Origin of the sequence: Saccharothrix saharensis (assembly GCF_006716745.1) — a bacterium.
Classification (GTDB): Bacteria; Actinomycetota; Actinomycetes; order Mycobacteriales; family Pseudonocardiaceae; genus Actinosynnema; species Actinosynnema saharense.
Window position 1 is genome coordinate 6,850,006 of record NZ_VFPP01000001.1, and the last position, 18,136, is coordinate 6,868,141.

Annotated in this window: 16 protein-coding genes; 9 read left to right on the top strand and 7 right to left on the bottom strand. The window is 72.7% G+C overall.

Translation table 11 applies throughout. The features are described from left to right. Positions 1-274: 274 nt before the first annotated feature. Positions 275-1,480: a 4-hydroxybenzoate 3-monooxygenase gene (locus FHX81_RS31305; RefSeq protein WP_141981974.1), complete on the bottom strand. Its 1,206-nt coding sequence runs from the start codon at positions 1,478-1,480 to the stop codon at positions 275-277. 185 nt (positions 1,481-1,665) lie between these two features. On the opposite strand from FHX81_RS31305, the gene FHX81_RS31310 reads away from it, so the two are divergent. From FHX81_RS31310 to FHX81_RS31330, 5 genes are all read left to right on the top strand, one after another. Continuing rightward, complete coding sequence (locus FHX81_RS31310; RefSeq protein ID WP_141981976.1) at positions 1,666-2,691, top strand: ABC transporter substrate-binding protein; 1,026 nt, start codon at positions 1,666-1,668, stop codon at positions 2,689-2,691. A 363-nt stretch (positions 2,692-3,054) separates the two neighbouring features. Further along, positions 3,055-6,084, top strand: a complete 3,030-nt coding sequence (locus FHX81_RS31315; protein WP_246108059.1) for a sensor histidine kinase — start codon at positions 3,055-3,057, stop codon at positions 6,082-6,084. Next, positions 6,081-6,503, top strand: a complete 423-nt coding sequence (locus FHX81_RS31320) for a roadblock/LC7 domain-containing protein (protein ID WP_073890506.1) — start codon at positions 6,081-6,083, stop codon at positions 6,501-6,503. The genes FHX81_RS31315 and FHX81_RS31320 overlap by 4 nt, the downstream gene beginning before the upstream one ends. Positions 6,504-6,550: 47 nt before the next feature. Beyond that, positions 6,551-7,147, top strand: a complete 597-nt coding sequence (locus FHX81_RS31325; RefSeq protein WP_053721146.1) for a GTP-binding protein — start codon at positions 6,551-6,553, stop codon at positions 7,145-7,147. 70 nt (positions 7,148-7,217) lie between these two features. Further along, positions 7,218-7,970: a class I SAM-dependent methyltransferase gene (locus FHX81_RS31330; RefSeq protein ID WP_141981980.1), complete on the top strand. Its 753-nt coding sequence runs from the start codon at positions 7,218-7,220 to the stop codon at positions 7,968-7,970. Here FHX81_RS31330 and FHX81_RS31335 read toward each other — a convergent pair. The 4 genes from FHX81_RS31335 to FHX81_RS31350 form a co-directional block, all read right to left on the bottom strand. Beyond that, positions 7,924-9,462 carry a diguanylate cyclase domain-containing protein gene (locus FHX81_RS31335; RefSeq protein WP_141981982.1) on the bottom strand — a complete coding sequence of 513 codons (1,539 nt, stop codon included), beginning with the start codon at positions 9,460-9,462 and terminating at the stop codon, positions 7,924-7,926. The two genes, FHX81_RS31330 and FHX81_RS31335, sit on opposite strands and share 47 nt — an antisense overlap. A gap of 86 nt (positions 9,463-9,548) precedes the next feature. Then, complete coding sequence (locus tag FHX81_RS31340; RefSeq protein WP_246108060.1) at positions 9,549-10,013, bottom strand: hypothetical protein; 465 nt, start codon at positions 10,011-10,013, stop codon at positions 9,549-9,551. After that, positions 9,979-10,611: an RNA polymerase sigma factor gene (locus FHX81_RS31345; protein WP_141981984.1), complete on the bottom strand. Its 633-nt coding sequence runs from the start codon at positions 10,609-10,611 to the stop codon at positions 9,979-9,981. The genes FHX81_RS31340 and FHX81_RS31345 overlap by 35 nt, the downstream gene beginning before the upstream one ends. 139 nt (positions 10,612-10,750) lie before the next feature. Further along, the gene (locus tag FHX81_RS31350) at positions 10,751-11,950 is read right to left on the bottom strand and encodes a S8 family peptidase (protein WP_141981986.1); all 1,200 of its coding nucleotides are present in this window, start codon (positions 11,948-11,950) and stop codon (positions 10,751-10,753) included. 76 nt (positions 11,951-12,026) lie between these two features. On the opposite strand from FHX81_RS31350, the gene FHX81_RS31355 reads away from it, so the two are divergent. Genes FHX81_RS31355 through FHX81_RS31365 form a run of 3 tightly spaced genes read left to right on the top strand, consistent with a single transcriptional unit; the run spans position 12,027 to position 15,513 of the window. After that, positions 12,027-14,642 (top strand): CHAT domain-containing protein, encoded by a 2,616-nt coding sequence (locus FHX81_RS31355; protein WP_141981987.1) that lies wholly within the window; start codon positions 12,027-12,029, stop codon positions 14,640-14,642. A 33-nt stretch (positions 14,643-14,675) separates the two neighbouring features. Then, entirely contained in the window at positions 14,676-15,104 is a 429-nt protein-coding gene (locus FHX81_RS31360) for a nucleoside deaminase (RefSeq protein WP_141984238.1), read from the top strand. Positions 15,105-15,162: 58 nt separating this feature from the next. Beyond that, on the top strand, positions 15,163-15,513 hold the full coding sequence (locus FHX81_RS31365) for a hypothetical protein (protein WP_141981989.1): 351 nt from the start codon (positions 15,163-15,165) through the stop codon (positions 15,511-15,513). Positions 15,514-15,517: 4 nt separating this feature from the next. Here FHX81_RS31365 and FHX81_RS31370 read toward each other — a convergent pair whose 3' ends face one another. Together FHX81_RS31370 and FHX81_RS31375 are read right to left on the bottom strand one after the other, a co-directional pair. Continuing rightward, positions 15,518-15,877 (bottom strand): STAS domain-containing protein, encoded by a 360-nt coding sequence (locus FHX81_RS31370; RefSeq protein ID WP_170232237.1) that lies wholly within the window; start codon positions 15,875-15,877, stop codon positions 15,518-15,520. Between the two features lie 58 nt (positions 15,878-15,935). Next, the gene (locus tag FHX81_RS31375) at positions 15,936-17,024 is read right to left on the bottom strand and encodes a carboxylate-amine ligase (RefSeq protein ID WP_141981993.1); all 1,089 of its coding nucleotides are present in this window, start codon (positions 17,022-17,024) and stop codon (positions 15,936-15,938) included. 111 nt (positions 17,025-17,135) lie between these two features. Here FHX81_RS31375 and FHX81_RS31380 point away from each other — a divergent pair, with 111 nt between their 5' ends. Further along, on the top strand, positions 17,136-18,098 hold the full coding sequence (locus FHX81_RS31380; RefSeq protein WP_141981995.1) for a DNA topoisomerase IB: 963 nt from the start codon (positions 17,136-17,138) through the stop codon (positions 18,096-18,098). Positions 18,099-18,136: the final 38 nt, after the last annotated feature.

Consider the following 18,136-nt stretch of genomic DNA (forward strand, 5'->3'; position numbering starts at 1 on the left):
TACTTCCTATGGCTCCGGCGGTTCGCCCGGAAGATATCGACGGGCGCGCGTGGCCGTCCACCGGGTGGAATCGGCGGCGAATGCATCCGGCGCGGCCGGCGCGAAGTCGGGCGCCGCTGGATGCCGAATAGGCGCGCCTAGCGGTCCGGCCATCGCCTTGTTCTCCGGGTCGGGCACTTCCGCGTGCGTCGGCGGAGAACAAGGCGTCGGTAATCCGGCCTTATCGCGGGGAGTTTCCGGGGAAACCGCCCCCGCTAATCGTGAGGTGTTCTTCTCAGGGCCCCACGTAGTTTTGGGCAAAATAGCCGGCGGACGAACCGGAGGCGATGAGGTGTTCGAGCCTGGCTTGACCCAAACGGCTCAGGAACGGCTCCGGCGAACGGTGGATCATGAACACCATCCACTGCGAGAACTCCTGCGCACGCCACACGCGTCGCAGGCACACCTCGGAGTAGCTCCGCAGGCCCGTCTCATCACCCGTTCGGTGGTAGCGGGTCACGGCGTCGGCGAGCACCTCGGCGTCGTGCAACGCGAGGTTCATTCCCTTTGCCCCCACCGGGGTGATGATGTGCGCGGCGTCGCCGAGCAGGTACAGCGTGCCGTGGTTCATTGGTTCGACCACGTGGCTGCGCATGTCCAGGATGCGCTTCTCGACGATGCGGCCTTCGGTCAGCTTCCAGTCGGAGTCCCGCAGCGCGAGCCGCTTGTGCAGCTCCGACCACACGCGCTCGTCCGGCCAGTTGTCCACCGTGTCGTCCACCGGGACCTGGAGGTAGTAGCGCGAGACCGTGGAACTGCGGAGCATATGACCCGCGAATCCGTCCGGGTGCAGCGCGTAAATCACCTTGTGGGTGGACGGCGGGGCCTCGGCGAGGACGCTCAGCCACTCGATGCCGTGCTGGTGGCTGAACTCCTGCACCGCGCCCGCCGGGATGCTCTGCCGCGTCACGCCGTGGAACCCGTCCGCGCCGGCGATGAACGAGCAGTCGAGCCGCTCGCGCGTCCCGTCGGCGTTCGTCCAGGTCAGAGCCGGTTCACTGGACTCGATGCCGTGCAGCTGGACGTCCGTGACACCCCACCGGACATCGCCTCCCCGTTCGTCGACGTAGTGCCGCACGAGGTCCTGGACGACCTCCTGCTGCGGGTAGATGTAGTGGGTCTGGCCGTCGTACAGGGTGGCGTAGTCCACCTCGTACGCCTCGCCGTTCACCCGGAATTCGCACGCGCCGTGCCTGTCCGCCTCTTGGAGCAACCTGTCCGCGAGGCCGTGCTCGGTCAACATTTGCACCGCACGGTGCTCCAACACCCCGGCGCGCGGCCGGGTCTCGATGTACTCGCGGGTGCCTTTTTCCAGCACCACGCAGGGGATTCCCGCCTCGCGGAGCAGGTTCCCCAAGGTCAATCCCGCGGGGCCCGCTCCGACGATGCCCACCGGGCGCCGGTTGCTCTGTACGGCCCATTCCGCGTCAAGATCGCTCACCGCATACCCCAACCTCTGGACAGCCTGTGCAAAGATGCTCACCGAAGGTAGTGGATCAGCCTTCGAGTGTCGGTCGACTGGGGTCTTGCCGAACCGCTCGTGTCACTTTGAGTGGTTCCGCAGTGCCTCTGTCGCCCGTGCATCCTGCCCCCGCAAAGTCGTCACTCCAACAGGAGATGCCCCCCATGACTCGAAGAGTCGGCCTCTCGGCACGAAGGATCTTCGGCGTTGTCTCCGCGGTCGCGATGCTCGCCGTCGTCTCCGGCTGCGGACTCCTCGGCGGTTCCGAGGAGAAGCCCACCGAGGCCGCCGCCGCACCGGGCAAGGTCGAAAAGGCCAAGATCACCCTTGGCCTGCTCCCCATCCTCGACGTCGCGTCGGTCCACGTCGCGATCCAGAAGGGATACTTCAAGGAGGAGGGTCTCGAGGTAGAGGCCAAGATCATCCAGGGTGGCGCCGCGGCCATCCCCGGCTTGGTCAACGGCGAGCTCGACATCTCCTTCGGCAACTGGGTGTCGTTCTTCGCCGCCGAGGCGAAGGAGACCGCGAAGAGCGTCGACGGCCTCAAGCTCGTCAGCGACGGCTACCAGGCCAAGCCGGAGATGTTCCTGATCCTGGCCAAGTCCGACTCGCCGATCAAGTCGCCCAAGGACCTCGAGGGCAAGACCATCGCGATCAACACGTTCAAGAACATCGCCGAGCTCACCGCCAAGGCCACGCTGGAAGCCAACGACGTCGACCCCTCCAAGGTGACGTTCAAGGAGTTCGCGTTCCCCGACATGGAGGCCGCGGTCCAGAACGGCACGGTGGACGCCGCCTTCATGGTGGAGCCGTTCATCAGCCGGGCCCAGCGGTCCAGCGGCCAGATCACCGTGCTCGACGCGGCGTCCGGCCCGACCGCGGACATCCCGATCGCGGGCTACGCCACGACCGGCAAGTTCGTGAAGGAGAACCCGAACACCGTCGCCGCGTTCCAGCGCGCGATGGCGAAGGGCCAGCGCGACGCGGCGGACCGCCCCACGGTCGAGCCGCTGCTGGTCGAGTACGCGAAGGTCGACAAGGAAACCGCCAGCCTCGTGCACTTCGGCGAGTTCCCGACCACGCTCGACGCCACCCGCCTGCAGCGCGTGGCGGGCCTGATGCGAACCTACGGCTTGCTCGAGAAGGACTTCGACGTCAAGCCGATGTTGGTCGCCACGTCGGGTAGCTGATCCGGTGGGGGAGCCCGTCGTCGGGGCCGGGCTCCCCCTCGGGTGTTTCCTGTTCGGGTCGAGGGCGTGAAATAACCATGACCGCCGGTTAGCGATCGTTTAGCGCGTCCAGGTGTGGCTCGCGCGACAATGGTTGATTCGCAAACTACCGGCTTCCTCGTCCGAACGGCGGTATGACTCGGCGGATTTTTCCACCAAGATCCACCGGGTTTGTAGGGATGTGTCGTTTCACCCGGGCTGGGGAGTGTGCTGACGGTGCGCGGTCACGACGACCACGCCTCCGGGAGAGATCCGGAGCGGATTCAACTCGACGCGGGCGCCGCGAGCAGCGGTCCGCCCGACTCGGGACCGAGCACAGGCGCCGTGCCCGCCGACCGGGGCGTGTCCCGGTGGCGACTGCGGAACTGGCGCCTGCGCAGCAAGCTGGCCGTGGTGCTCCTGGTGCCCGCGCTGAGCACGCTGACCCTCGCCGGGCTGAGGTTGAACACCCAGCTGGACGACGTGGAGCTGTTCGGCCAGGTCCAGCGGGAGCTCCAGCTGTCCGCCCAGGTGGCGGCGGTGTCCGACGCCCTGCAACTGGAGCGCGACGCCGCGGTCTGGTTCGTCGCGGGCGGTCGGCGGGACAACGCGGGCGAGCTGCAGACGCGGTCCAGCAAGGTCGACGCCGAGGTGGGCAGGCTGCGCGACGTCGCGGCCGCCACGACGGGCGTCGACGACGCGGTGCGCGAGTCGTTCCAGAAGTCGTTGCAGTCGCTGGACGGCCTCAACGCGCTGCGGAACACGGTGACCACCACCAAGTACCCGGACATCTCGGTGCACAGCGCCTACGGCCAGGTGCTGGCCGCGCTGGCGCAGGTGCACCGGGCGACCGCGAGCAGCCTGAGCAACGAGACGATCACGCCGTTGGCGGGCGCCAACCTCGCGCTGTACTCGGCGAAGGAGCAGCTGTCCCAGCAGAACTCGATCCTGCTGTCCGCGGCCAAGCGCGGCGAGTTCGCGCCCGGCCAGGCCAACGCGCTGCGCGCCGCGCAGTCCAGGCTGGACGCCGCCATGACCGACTTCGCCGGCACCGCGAGCCAGGAGAACCGCCAGCTGCTGTCGGACACCGTGTCCGGCACGCCGGTGGACGCCCGCAACAGCCTCGTGCAGCTCGCGCTGGTGCAGCAGAACGACACCAACGAGGTGTCCATCTCGGACGGTGACGTGATGGCGGTCGGCGAGCAGACCGCCGCGCTGCTGCGCGAGGTGTCGCAGGACATCGAGCGGCAGGCGGACAAGGCGGCGATCGAGCTGACCGAGGCCGCCCGCGCGTCCGCGTGGCGTGACGCGGCACTGGTCGCGGCGGCGCTGGTGATCGCGTTCGCCCTCATGGCCTTCGTCGCCCGCTCGATGCTGACGCCGCTGCGCGTGCTGCGCCGCACCGCGTTGGACGTGGCCCGCAACCGCCTGCCCGACGCGATCAAGCGGATCCGGACGCACCGCGACCCGGCCCGTGCCGCGGAGGAGGCGCTGGTGCCGGTGCCGATCAACACGACCGAGGAGGTCGGCCAGGTGGCGCGGGCGTTCGACGCCGTGCAGCGCGAAGCCGTCCGCCTCGCGGTCGAGCAGGTGGCGCTGCGCGCGAACGTCAACGACATGTTCATCAACCTGTCCCGGCGCTCGCAGGCGCTGGTCGAGCGGCAGATCACCGTCATCGACCGGCTGGAGCAGGACGAGCAGGACCCCGACCAGCTGGCCAGCCTGTTCGAGCTGGACCACCTGGCCACCCAGATGCGCCGCAACAGCGAGAACCTGCTGGTGCTCTCCGGCACCACGGTCAACCGCCGCGTCACCCGGCCGGTGCCGATCTCCGAGGTGCTCGGCGCCGCGGTGTCCGAGGTCGAGAAGTACGCCCGGATCCAGATCGCGCCCGCGCCGGAGCTCAAGGTCCAGGGCCGCGTGGTCAACGACCTCGCGCACCTCATCGCCGAGCTGCTGGACAACGCGACCGCGTTCTCCAAGCCCACCACCAAGGTGACCGTGCGGGCCATCGAGACCCGGCGCGGCGAGGTGTCCATCCGCATCCACGACCGCGGTGTCGGCATGCAGGAGCAGGACGTCGTAGAGGCCAACACCAAGCTCGCCGACCCACCCGAGGTCGACGTGTCGGTGGCCCGCGAGATGGGCCTGTACGTGGTCGGCCAGCTCGCCAAGCGGCACAACATCCGGGTCACGTTGAGCAACAACGACGACATAGAGGGTGGCGTTACGGCGCAGGTCGTGCTCCCGGTCGACCTGCTGCACCGCGGCCCCGAGCCGGTCGCGCCCCGCCCGGTGCCCGCGGCGCTGCCGCAGCGCCAGGCCGTGCCGCAGCTGGAGGACAGCGGCGTCGGCGTGCTGGCCGGCGTGCCCAAGTGGACGCCGGAGATCGCGCCCGGCGGCTACGCACCGCTGGACCTGCCCGCGACGACGGGCCCGCAGGTCGTGCACACGCACGAGGTGGAGCCCGGCGGGTTCTTCCAGCTCGAGCAGACCCCGGTGGACGACCTGTTCACCGCCACCGTGACCGAGACCGTGCCGCCGCCCGGCGACGAGGTGCCGGACTACTCCTACCCGCCGCAGGCCGCCGCGGCTGCCGCGCCCGCGCCCGTCGTGGTCGAGGAGGAGGACGACGCCTCCACCCAGCGGCTGCCGATCTACGAGGACGTGCTGTCGCGCTGGTTCCAGGGCGGCGAGGCCGAGAACGGCGCCGTGCGCGGCGAGCTGGGCGAGCACCGGCAGCCCGCCGCGCCGCCGGAGACCGCGTCCGAGAAGACGATGTTCGCCGACCGCGCCGAGCTGATGGGCACGGACGGCGGCGGCCACGAGGGCACCGCGTCGGAGCAGACCGCCTACACCGACCGGTCGGACCTGATCACGCCGCCCGCGCCGGCGGCCAAGCCGACGCCGCCCGCGCCGCGCGGGTCCACCCCGGCCGGTCTGCCCAAGCGCGAGCCCGCGCCCTCGGCGATCCCCTCGTCCGGCGCGTCGTCGACGCCCGGCTGGGGCGCCGCGGCGGACGACAGCTGGACCGCGGCGTCCAGCGCCCTCAAGGCGCCGGTCGACGACACGACGACCGCGGGCCTGCCCAAGCGGGTCCCCAAGGCGCGCCTGATGCCGGGGTCGCTCTCCGCGCCCGCGCCGCGCGCCGGTGCCGCCCCGGCGGCGCAGCCCGCCAACGGCGCCGCGCCGTCGGGCGTGGCGACCGCCGCACCGCCGCGCCGGTCCGCCGACCGGTTGCGCCAGCGCTTCGCCACCTACCAGCGCGGTGTGCAGCTCGGCCGCCAGGCGGGTGACGACACGGGCATGCCGTGGGAAGGCCTGCCGTTCGGCAACGAGGACAACACCGGTAATCAGACCAAGGAGCAGAAGTGACCACCGCAACCGAGGAACTCGACAACTTCAGTTGGCTGGTCGATGACTTCGTCGCCCGGGTCGCGGGCGTCGCGCACGCGATCGTGGTCTCCGCGGACGGCCTGTTGCTCGCGTCCTCGGAGCGGTTGCCGATCGACCGCGCCGAGCAGCTCGCGGCCGTCGCGTCGGGCCTGGTCAGCCTGAACCTCGGCGCGGCGCGCTGCTTCGAGGCGGGCGACGTCAAGCAGACCGTGGTGGAGATGGAGCGGGGCTACCTGTTCCTGATGTCGATCAGCGACGGCTCGTGCCTGGCCGTGCTGGCCGCGCCGAACTGCGACATCGGCCTCATCGGCTACGCCATGACGCGGCTGGTCGAGCGGGTCGGCGTCCAGCTCACCCCGGAGATCCGCTCGCAGCTGCACGTCGCCATGCGCGGCTGAGGTCCCACCACCCGGCGAGGTCCTACTACTAGGGAAAGCAGAGCAACATGAGCGGTGGCGCTCCCGGACGGCCGGGGTCACCCGCGGCGAGCCTGACCGTCACGTCGACGAAGATCGTGGTGGCCGGCGGGTTCGGTGTCGGCAAGACGACCTTCGTCGGGTCGGTGTCGGAAATCGTGCCGCTGACCACCGAGGCGGTGATGACCGAGGCCAGCGTCGGCGTGGACGACCTGTCGGCGACGCCGAACAAGATGACCACCACGGTGGCAATGGACTTCGGCCGGGTGTCGCTGGACAGCGACCTGATCCTCTACCTGTTCGGCACACCGGGCCAGCACCGGTTCTGGTTCATGTGGGACGACCTGGTGCGCGGCGCGATCGGCGCCGTGGTGCTGGTCGACACCCGCAGGCTGTCCGACGCGTTCGCCTCGATCGACTTCTTCGAGGACCGCGAGCTGCCGTACGTGGTGGGCGTGAACTGCTTCGACGGCCTGCTGCACCACCGCATCGAGGACATCCGGGAGGCGCTGACGATCGACCAGTCGGTGCCGATCGTGCCCTGCGACGCGCGCAACCGGCAGTCGACCAAGCAGACGCTGATCACGTTGGTGCAGCACGCGATGCGGCAGCCGACGTTCGCCTGATCCACCGCGCGGCGGGCCGCGGCCGGAAATCCGGTCGCGGCCCGCCGCCGTCCGGTTCACACTCGGCCGGGTGGCAGACGCCTTCGAAGACCCGGACCTGGCCGCCTACTACGACCTCATCAACCGGTGGGGCGAGGACGACCGCTTCTACCTGGACCTGGTGCTGGCCGCGGACGCCGTGCTGGACGTGGGCTGCGGCACGGGCACGCTGCTCAAGGGGGCGCGCGCCGCCGGGCACCGCGGCCGGCTGGTCGGGCTCGACCCGGCCGAGGGCATGCTGCTCCAGGCGCGCGACGCCCCCGACGTGGAGTGGGTGCGCGGCGACCTCGGCACGGTCGCGTTCGACGGCGGGTTCGACCTGGTCGTGATGACCGGTCACGTGTTCCAGATCTTCCTCACCGACGACGAGGTGCGCGCGCAGTTCACCGCCGTCCGGCGGGCGCTCGGGCCGGACGGCCGGTTCGCGTTCGAGACCCGCAACCCCGGCGCGCGGGCGTGGGAGCGGTGGACCCCCGAGAACGGCACGGACATCGTCGGCCCCGACGGCGAGCGGGTGCGCGTCGAGCACCGCGTGGAGAGCGTGGTGGACGGCGTGGTGTGGATGACCGAGACGTTCAGCTGCCCCGACTGGCCCGAACCGCGCGTCGACCGGGGCGCGCTGCGGTTCATGACGGCGGACCGGATCGACGGGTTGCTGCGCGAGACCGGGTTCGAGGTGGCCGAGCGCTACGGGTACTGGGACCGGAGCCCGCTCACCGGCGGGAGCCGCGAGATCATCACGATCGCACGACCAGGTCCGCCTCCGGCAGCCGGCCGTCGCTGACCACCAGCGCGCCGGCCGCCCGCACGAGCGGCAGCACGGCCGCCAACGCCTTGTGCGCCAGCGCTTCCTCCAGCGGCACGTCCGGTTCCACGCCGTGCAGCCCGTGCCGCTGCACGGCGGACAGCTCGGGCAGCGCGAACGTGAAGTCGTGCAGCAGGAGGCGCACCCCCATGCCCGCCAACGCGAACAGGTTGTCCTCGACCGCGTCCGGGTCCTCGGCGAGGGCGCGCGCGGACAGGCTCAGCCACAGCCGTTCCGGCGCGACACCCGACGAGCGGACCGCCTCCGCGACCGGCGCGGTCAGGTCGGGGTCGCGCGACTGGTCCGGGGACAGGTGGGTGAGCACCGGCAGGTCCTCGGCCGCGGCGAAGCCGCACGCCTCCTCCAGCACCCACTCGGCCAGTCGGCCGCCGATGCCGAGCTCGTCGGCGAACCGCAGGCACTCGGGGTGCGACACCGGACCGTACTCCGCCTCGTGCCACCGCAGCCTGGCCGCGAACGCGACCCGTTCGCCGTGCCGTTCCACCGGCAGGTAGTCCAGCGCGATCTCGCCGTTCTGCAGCGCGCCCGGCATGGTCGCGATCAACGACAGCCGGGCCCGGTCGCGGGCGTCCTGCCGGGCGTCGTAGATGCCCCACTGGCCCTTGCCGCCGGTCTCCGCGCGGCGCAACGTGCTGTGCGCCTGCCGCAGCAGCGCCATCGCGTCCGAACCGCGGGCCGACGTGCGCACGAAACCCATGCCCGCGGACACGCCGACGCCGTGCCCGCCCAACGGCACCGGTTCGACCAGCACGGCCTCGATCGCCTCGGCCAGCGCGGAGATCCCCGGCGTGGTCGGCGAGTCCTCGATCAGCACGACGAACTCGTCACCGCCGATGCGCGCGACCGCGGCGCGCTCGCCGGCCACCACCGCGGTCAACCGCCGCGCCACGACCTTGAGCAGCTCGTCACCCGCCTCGTAGCCGAGGCCGTCGTTGACGATGGCGACGCTGTCCACGTCCAGGTAGCACAACGTGATCGACCCCGGCCGGCCCAGCGCCTCCTCCAGCCGGGGCAGGAAGCCCTGCCGGTTCGGCAGGCCGGTCAGCACGTCGTGTAAGGCCTGGTGGCGCAGGTAGTCGCTCAGCACCCGCTGCTCGGTGGTGTCCTCGACCACGGCGACGTACCAGCGCGGCCCGCCGTCGGCGTCGCGCACCACCGACAGCGCCACGGTCGTCCACAGCGGATCGCCGGCCGCGTCGGTGAACCGCCGCTGCACCCGGACCTCGTCCCCGGCGAACGGCGTCGCGGTGACCAGGGCTTCGAGTTCCGGGGGCGGCAGCATCGCCTCCAGCGCCGGGTTCGCGCCGACCAGCGCGCCGCGCGCGTCGAAGATCGCGATGCCCGCCGTGGAGCCGACGAAGACCTGCCGGAACAGCTCCGGCAGCGCCCACGCCTCGACCGCCGCGGGAGCGCTTCCCTCGGCCGGGGTGACTCGGGCGGGCTCGGTCATGTGGGGGTGTGCGGCGGTGGGTGAAGATCAGGTCAGTGCATCTTCCGGACCGCCGGCCACCGCCGTCAAGGTTTCACCCGGCCGGGTTACACGCAGACCCAGTCGGTCAGCACCGTCGTGCCGCCGACCTCGCAGCGGAACCGCACCGGCCCCGACGGCGGCGGACCGAGCAGGAACAGGCCCAGCTCGTCCAGCTCCGCCTCCTCCACCGGCCCGGTCGGCGTGACCAGCTCGACCCGGCCCGGCCCCGCCGGCAGCACCTGGCCCGCGATCCCCGCCTCGGTCACCTCGACCTGCACGGACACGCCCTCGGCGTCGAACACGAGCTGCCGCGCGGTCTGCGCGGCACGCGCCCGCACCGCCAACTCCTCGTCCAGCACCGAGTCGTAGCTGGTCAGCGCCCGCAGCTCGGCGTCGACCGTGCGCCACGTGAACGCGGCCCGGGCGGCTTCGAGCAGGTGCTCGGGCACGTCGCGCTCCTCGGCGAGCGCCGCGCCCAGCTCCCGCAGCAGCACCTCATCGCTTTCCCACCCCGGATCGTCCCTCAACACCGACCACACCTCCTCCGCCCACCGGCCGCGGGTCGACCAGCTTCAGCACCGCGGGAGTCTTGCGCAACTTCTCCAGGCACCTGATCCGGGTGGGCCCGATGCTGCCCACCGGAACCCCCAGCTCCTCGCCGACCGCCGCGTAGCTCGGCGGCGGGTCGGCCATCAACTTGGTCAGCAGCACCCGGCACTGCTCGGACAACGAGCGGAAGCCCTCGCGCAGCGCCTGCCGCCGCTGGGCGGCCTCCAGCTCCTCGTCCAGGTCCGCCACCGCGTCGTCCGGGCTCGCCGGCTCGTCCTCCGACTGCGGGTCGTACGGCTGCGTGCGGTGCTGCACCCGCAGCAGCCGCAGGCACTCGTTGCGCGCGGTCGTGGCGATCCACCCGGGCAGCGCGTCCGCCTCGCGGAGCCGGCCCAGCTGCTCCACCAGCCGCAACCACACCGTCTGGTGCACGTCGGCCACGTCCGCGTGGCGCAACCGGTGCCGGTGCACCACCGCCAGCACGAGGGGCGTGAAGCGCACGACGATCTCGTTCCACGCGCGCTGGTCGCCCTCCGCCGCCGCGCTCACCAGCTCGGCGATGGGGGATGCAGGGGTCACGTCCCCTCCTCTTGTCCAGGGGATGCTGCGCGCGGGCCGCCGGCACGGACCCCCGCCGGGTCACGGACTTCGCGTTCTTCGCTGCCACACACTACGGAGGCGCGACCCGTCCGCCAGATACACGCGTCGCGCGATCGGGTTATTCCACCAGCACGCCGTAGCCGAAGAAGAACTCCGGCTTGCCGCCGATCAGCTTGTTCCGCGCCTCGACCGCCGACAGCCCGTACTGGGTCATCGTCGCGGCGATCCGCCCGGCCACGTGCGGCGCGGCGAACGACGTGCCCAGCCAGTAGGCGAACCGGTCGTAGACGTCCACCGGCAGACCCGGCAGCTCCCACCGGCCCTTGAGGTACGTGCTGGTCCGGTTGCCGACCGCGCACGCGTCGACCCAGTGCCCGTGGTTGGCGTAGCAGGCGGGCGCCAGGACGCCCGCGAGGTCCTTCGCCACCGCGGACACGCCGACCACGGTGGGCAGCGCGGCGGGCCAGCTCGGCCGGGTGGTGCCCTGGTTCGCCGCGGACGCCACCACGACGACGTCCTTCGGCAGGGCCTCGACCGCCTGGCGCACCGGCTCCGAGGCGGTGTCGTCCTGGGTGAAGCAACCCATCGAGATGTTCACGACCTGGACCTTCTCGTCGAACGACGCCAGCGCCGCGACGAACTGCTCCTCGGTGCCGAGCCCCGTCGGGTCGAGCGCCTTCTCCGGGTCGAACCGCACCCCCGGCGCGGCCTGCCGGATCACGCCCGCGACGAACGTGCCGTGCCCGCCCTCGAGCGCGAACACGTCGTCGTGCGCGTAGGCCGCGTCGACCTCCGCCGCCCTGGGCAGGAACGCGTCGCCCAGCCACAGCGGGTGGTCCGTCGCCGCGGTCGCCGAGATGCCCGTGTCGACGACGCCGACGACCACGCCCTTGCCGAGCCCGGTGGAGCCCGGGTCCGGTGCGGCCAGCGGCTGGCCCACCTTCGGCGGCTGGCCCGGGTTGCCGTGCATGTTGCCGCCGTGACCGACCAGCACGTGGTGCGGCTGCACGAACGGCACGCGCTCGCCCGGCCACTGCCTCGGGTCGCGCAGCAGGCGCACGATCTCCGGGATGTCGTCGGGGGTCCGCGGCACCAGCAACCGGCTCATCCGGGCGAAGTCCCGGCCCCGGACCGTGCCGATGTTGTTCTGCGCCAGCTTGCGGCTCACCCGGTCGACGTCCTCGGGGATGGTCAGCAGCTCACCGGAGACGAAGAGGAACTCGCGGCCGCGCTCCGGGTAGAGCCGGTAGCTCTTGTGCGCTCGGATGGCCTGGTGGAACGCCTGTTGGTAGAGCTCGGAGCGATCGGGTTCGGACACCGAGGCCTCACAGCAGCGTCGACGGGTGCTGAGCCTGAGCAAGCTACCACAGCGCCGCGGGTAATAAGGTGGGTTCGTGGCAGGGGTTTCCGCCGCCGCAGCGCTGGAAGCCCGGCAACGGGACCCGCGCGCGGCGATCGAGATGGGCCGGTCCGCACTGCGGGCGGCGAGGGCGACGGGGGACGGTGAGGAAGCCTCCGCCGCCGAACGCGCGATCGGTCTCGCCTGGCGGGAGCTGCACGACTTCGACGCGGCGCTGCGCTACCTGCGGCGCGCCGTGCGGACCGCCGAACGGGCGGGCTCGGCGCGCGCGGCGGCCCTGGCCCGGATGAGCCTGGCGTTCGTGCTGTCCAACACCGGGCGGCACGCCCGGGCGCTGCGCGCGATCAACGAAGCCCTGCCGCACCTGCGCGGCGTCGACGCGGGCAGCGGCCGGATGCAGCGGGGCCTGGTGCTGCACTACCTGTGCCGGTACGACGAGGCGCTGCGCGAGTACAACGGCGCGATCGAGGTGGTGCGCCGGTTCGGCGAACGGCTCGTCGAGGCGCGGGCGCTGAACAACCGGGGGCTCCTGCGCGCCTACACCGGCGGCCTGCGCGCGGCCGACGAGGACTTCGACCGCGCCGCCGTGCTCTACCAGGACCTGGACCAGGCGCTGGCCGTGGCCGACGTGCGGTGGAACGCGGGCATCTCCGCGTCGCGCGCGGGCGACGTGCCGCGCGCGTTGACCATGTTCGCCGAGGCCGAGCGCGAGTACCGGCGGCTGGCCGTGCCGCGGCCCGCGCTGCTGATCAACCGGCTGGAGCTGCTGGTGTCCGTGCCGCTGCTGGAGGAGGCGCGGGCGGCGGCCGACCGGGCGCTGGAGGAACTGGGCGGCGACCTCGTGCTCGCCCGGTCCGAGGCGTTGTTCTACCGGGCCAGGGTCGCGCTGCTGGAAGGCGACCTGGACCGCGCGGTCGCGGTCGCGGTGGCCGCGCGCAAGGGCTTCCGCCGGGAGAAGCGCGACGTGTGGGCCGAGGGCGCGCGGCACGTGGAGCTGCGCGCGGCGTACCTGAGCGGGCAGCGGACCAGGGCGCTGGTGGCGGCGCTGACCCGGGTGGCGTCCCGGCTCGACGCGCTCGGGTGGCGCATGGCCGGCCTGGAGGCGCGGGTCGACGCGGCGCTGGTCGCCCGCGACCTCGGCGACCACGCCCGCGCGGTGGCCGAGCTGACCACGGCGGGCGCGGCCCGGCGCGGCGGACCGGCCGCGCACCGGGTGCAGGGCTGGTACGCCGAGGCGCTGCGGCGCGACCTGCTCGGCAACGCGCGGGGCGCGCAGATCGCCCTGCGGCGCGGGCTGGCGCTGCTGGACGAGTACCGCGTGTCGCTGGGCGCGACGGAACTGCGGGCGTTGACCGGCGCGCAGGGCGCGGCACTGGCCTCGGAAGGACTGCGCACGGCCGTCGCGGGCGGTCGGGCCGGACGGGTGCTGAGCTGGGCGGAGGCGTGGCGGGCCGGCGCGCTGCGGATGACGCCCGCCCGGCCGCCGGAGGACTCCGGGCTCGCCGACGCGCTGGCCGAGCTGCGCGCCGTGACGGCGGACCTGGAGGTGGCGTCCACGGCGGGGCGGCCGACGGCGGCGCTGCGCCAGCGGCAGGTGCGCGGCGAGCAGCGGGTGCGCGAGCTGACCCGCCGCACCGGCGGCGGCGGCGCGGTCGTCAAGCCCCCCGAGGTGGGCGAGCTGGCGCAGGTGCTGGGCACCTCGGCGCTGGTGGAGTACGTCGACCACGACGGCGCGCTGCTGGCCGTGGTGGTGGCGGGCGGCCGGGCGTCGTTGCACCGGCTCGGCCCGCTGGACGGCGCGCTGCGCGAGCTGCGGCTGCTGCGGTTCGCGCTGCACCGGCTCGTGACGCTGCCCGGGCACGTCGACCGCACACCCGTGCGCGCGGGCGCCGAGCACGCCGCCGCGCTGCTGCAGAACCGGCTGCTGGAGCCGCTGCGGCGGCGGCTGGACGACCGGCCGCTGGTGCTCGCGCCCACCGGGCGGCTGGGCGGCCTGCCCTGGTCGGCGCTGCCCGCGTGCCGCGGCCGCGCGGTCACCGTCGTGCCGTCGGCCGCGGTGTGGCTGCGCGCCACCACGTCCACCCCGGCGTCACACGATCGCGCGGTCCTCGCGGCGGGGCCCCGGTTGCCGGCCGCGCCCACGGAGATCGCCGCCATCGCGGCGCTGGGCCGGGTCGCGGCCTCGGTGCTGGTGGACGAGGCGGCGACGGTGGACGCGGTCGCGACCGCCATGGACGGCGCACCGCTGGCCCACGTCGCCGCGCACGGCTCGTTCCGCGCCGACAACCCGCTGTTCTCCGCGCTGGAACTGGCCGACGGCCCGCTCACCGTCTACGACCTGGAACGGCTGCGCACACCGCCCGCCCGGGTCGTGCTGTCGGCGTGCGACTCCGGCCTGTCCGCGGTGCGGCCCGGCGACGAGCTGATGGGGTTCACCGCGGCCCTGCTCGGGCTGGGTACGCGCACGCTCGTCGCACCCGTCATCCCCGTGCCCGCCGAGGTGACCACACCGCTGATGGTCGACCTGCACCGCAGGCTCGACGCGGGGTACGAGCCGTCGGTGGCGCTGGCCGGCGCGCAGGAAGCGCACCGCGAGGACGGCGACGCCGCGTTCGCCGCGAGCGCCGGGTTCCTGTGCTTCGGCGCGTGACGCCGTAGGTTGGCGGACGTGGACGAACGCGACATGTTGGCGGTGGCGGTGGCCGAGGCGCGCGCCGGGCTCGCCGAGGGCGGCATCCCGATCGGCGCGGCGCTGTTCTCCGCCGACGGCGAACTCCTCGGCCGGGGCCACAACCGGCGGGTGCAGGACGGTGACGCGTCCACGCACGCCGAGACCGCCGCGTTCCGGGCCGCCGGCAGGCGGGCGACCTACCGCGGCACCGTCATGGTCACCACGCTGTCACCGTGCTGGTACTGCAGCGGGCTCGTTCGCCAGTTCGGGATACCCCGAGTGGTGATCGGCGAGGCGCAAACGTTCCACGGCGGTCACGACTGGCTCGCCGAACACGGCGTCGCGATCACCCTGCTGGACGACGAAGAGTGCGTCCGGATGATGGCCGACTTCATCGCCGCCAAGCCGGAGCTGTGGTTCGAGGACATCGGCCAGGATTAACGCGCCGCGCCGCGCACCGACACAATCCCGACACGGGCCGACGCCACCATCGTCGGGCATGGAACCGTGGCACGTCGACGACACGCTCGACTCCCTGGTGCTCGCCGAAGGCGCGGTGGCGGTCGAGGTACCCGCCAGCTGGGGCGCGGAGGTCAGCACCCACCTGCGCTCCGCCGGACCGCTCGGCCCCATCCTCGCCATCCCCGGCGCACGCCTGCGCTGGCTGTTCCTCGCCAGACCCGATCCCGGACCCGAACCGCGCCACGTGCCGCCACCCGACGTCCGCTACTGGCACGGGCCGCGCCGCATCCCGGCGGCCGCGTCGCGCTGGGTGGTGCCCCCGGCGGGCGCACTGCCCCCGGTGGGGGCGGTGCGCTGCGCCATCAGGACGGTCCGCCGATCCCTCTAGGGCCCTACAACCGGGTCAGGGCCTCGTCCACGGAACCGACGACGGTGAACACCGAGCTCAGCCCGGTCGCCTCGATCGGGCGCTGCGTCGCCCGGCTCGTCGCGACCAGCACCAGCGGGATGCCCAGGGCACTCGCCCGCTGGTTGCCGACGACCAAAGACTCCAACCCGGCCGAGCCGAGGAAGCGCACCCCACCGAGGTCCACCACCACACCCCGCACGTTCTCGACCAGGTGCTCGGTGAGCGGCCTGGTCAACTCGTCCGCGCTGCTCGTGTCCAACTCGCCCGACACGTGCAGCACCACCACGCCGTCCGCTGGTCTGTCGACCCGCACGGAAGCGAGCGTCGCCGCGGGTTCTGGCACGCCGGTACTCCTCTCATTCAGCGACGCCGGCGCGGCGTCGAAACCTTCACGGTAGACCTCAGTCGGCCGCACGGACCGTCTCCGCCAGGACGAGGTCGACCAGACCGCGCGCGTCGGGCGAACCGCCGAACGCCCGGCGCTGCCGCGCCGCGCCGCTGCCGTGCGCACCGAGCCACGTCACGTGATCCTCCACAGTGGACAACGCCGAGGCGTCCGCCAGCGCGCCTTCGCACCACGACACCAGCTCCGCCACCAGGTCCCGCGCCGGCACGAGGTCACCCGTGCGGGGATCGACCGCCAGGCCGTCCACGCCGTCACGCGCGGCACGCCAGTAGGCGGCGCGCAGCAGCACGTCGTCCACCCGTTCCGGTTCACCCGACTCGGCGGCCGTGCGGGCGAACGCCCGGATGACCTCGGCGATGACGATCGCGTCGCGCGCCGTCAGCGGGATGTCCGAGACCCGCACCTCGACCGTCGGGTGCTGGACGGACGGCCGCACGTCCCAGTAGACCATCCCCCGGTCCAGCAGCACCTCGGTCCCCTCGAGGGCGCGCACCAGCCGGTCGTACTCGTCGGCGGACCCCAGGTGCGGCGGCGGGCCGCTGATCGGCCACCGCGACCACACGATCGAGCGCCAACTCGCGTACCCGGTGTCCTCGGCGTGCTCGATCGGCGAGTTCGCGCTCAACGCCAGCAGCGTCGGCAACCACGGCCGCAGCGCGTTCGACACCTTGATCGCCACGTCCTGGTCGGGCACCCCCACGTGGACGTGCATCCCGCAGACGCCCTGCCCGCCGATGACCTTGCGGTGCGAGTGCTCCATCATCCGGTAGCGGGGGTCGTCGGTGCCCGGCGGTGGACCCAGCGTGCCGATCGGCGGGATCGCCGACGCCATCAGCCGGCACCCGGCGGCGTGCGCGGCCTTCGCCAGGTGCACCCGGCCGGCCAGCACCTGCTCCGCCAGCTCCTCGGCCGTCCCGCACACCGGCGTCGCGACCTCGATCTGGAACGGGGTGAGCTCCCGCTGTACGTCGTAGCCCGCGCCGGCGTGCTGCGCCACCGACTCGGCCAGGGGCACGGGTCGGCGTGATTCGGGGTCCACGAGGAGGAACTCCTGCTCGACGCCCACGGTCCACGGCTCGGTCATGCCGGTCCCATACCCACTCGGCGACGAGTTCAACCACCGACTTGCCGCACTTTTGGCGGACGCCGTCCCACCTGGTCGTTTCACCGCGTCGTCCCTGGGAACCTCGCCGGGGTGAGATTGCGCCGCAGTGATCCGTCCAGCTCCGGCTGGCGCCGCCGCGCCCGAGGCCGCGGCTTCAGCTACACCGACGCCGACGGCCGCCCGCTGCCGCCCGACGAGGTGGCCCGCGTCAAGTCCCTCGTGATCCCGCCCGCGTGGCGGGACGTCTGGGTGTGCCCGCACCCGAACGGCCACATCCAGGCGGTCGGCACGGACGCGGCCGGTCGGCGGCAGTACCTGTACCACGAGCGGTGGCGGCAGGACCGGGACGAGGAGAAGCACGAACGGGTGCTCGCCCTCGCGCCGCTGCTGCCGGGGTTCCGGGCGGAGCTGGCGCGGGAGCTGAGGGGGCGGGGGCGGTCGCGGGAGCGCGTGCTGGCGGTGGCGTTGGCGGTGTTGGAGCAGGGCGTGTTCCGGGTCGGTGGGGAGACGTACGCGGCGGACAACGGGACGCACGGGGTGGCGACGTTGCTGTGCTCGCACGTGGCGGTGCGGGGATCAACCGTGGACTTCTGCTACCCGGCGAAGGGCGGGATCCAGTTCACGACGGCGGTGGAGGACCCGTCGTTGGCGCGGGCGGTCCGGGGGTTGCTGCGGGGGAGGGGCGGGGACGAGCGGCTGCTGGTCGACGCGCGGGGGTGCGCGGTGGGGTCGGATGACGTGAACGAGCGGTTCAAGGAGATGGTCGGGGCCGAGTTCTCGGTGAAGGACCTGCGGACGTGGCACGCGACGGTGCTGGCGGCGGCGGCGTTCGCGCGGGAGGGGCGGCCGGAGACGAAGCGGGGGCGCAAGCGGGTGGAGGCGGAGGTGATGCGGGAGGTCTCGGAGCACCTGGGGAACACCCCGGCCGTCGCCCGCAAGTCCTACGTCGACCCGCGGGTGGTGCGGCTGTTCCACGAAGGGGTGATGATCAGGCCGAAGTCGGCTGATCGTGAGACGGTGGAACGTGCCGTGCTGCGACTGCTGAGGAAGTGAGCGGGTCTCGCTTGTTCGGTGTTTTCCAGCTCGGTCCG

What these genes read in the sequence shown, in the direction of transcription:
- FHX81_RS31325 (WP_053721146.1), top strand. Translation starts at nt 6,551, where the DNA reads ATGAGCGGTGGCGCTCCCGGACGGCCGGGGTCACCCGCGGCGAGCCTG.
- FHX81_RS31310 (WP_141981976.1), top strand. Translation starts at nt 1,666, where the DNA reads ATGACTCGAAGAGTCGGCCTCTCGGCACGAAGGATCTTCGGCGTTGTC.
- FHX81_RS31365 (WP_141981989.1), top strand. Translation starts at nt 15,163, where the DNA reads ATGGAACCGTGGCACGTCGACGACACGCTCGACTCCCTGGTGCTCGCC.
- FHX81_RS31360 (WP_141984238.1), top strand. Translation starts at nt 14,676, where the DNA reads ATGTTGGCGGTGGCGGTGGCCGAGGCGCGCGCCGGGCTCGCCGAGGGC.
- FHX81_RS31375 (WP_141981993.1), bottom strand. Translation starts at nt 17,024, where the DNA reads ATGACCGAGCCGTGGACCGTGGGCGTCGAGCAGGAGTTCCTCCTCGTG.
- FHX81_RS31335 (WP_141981982.1), bottom strand. Translation starts at nt 9,462, where the DNA reads ATGACCGAGCCCGCCCGAGTCACCCCGGCCGAGGGAAGCGCTCCCGCG.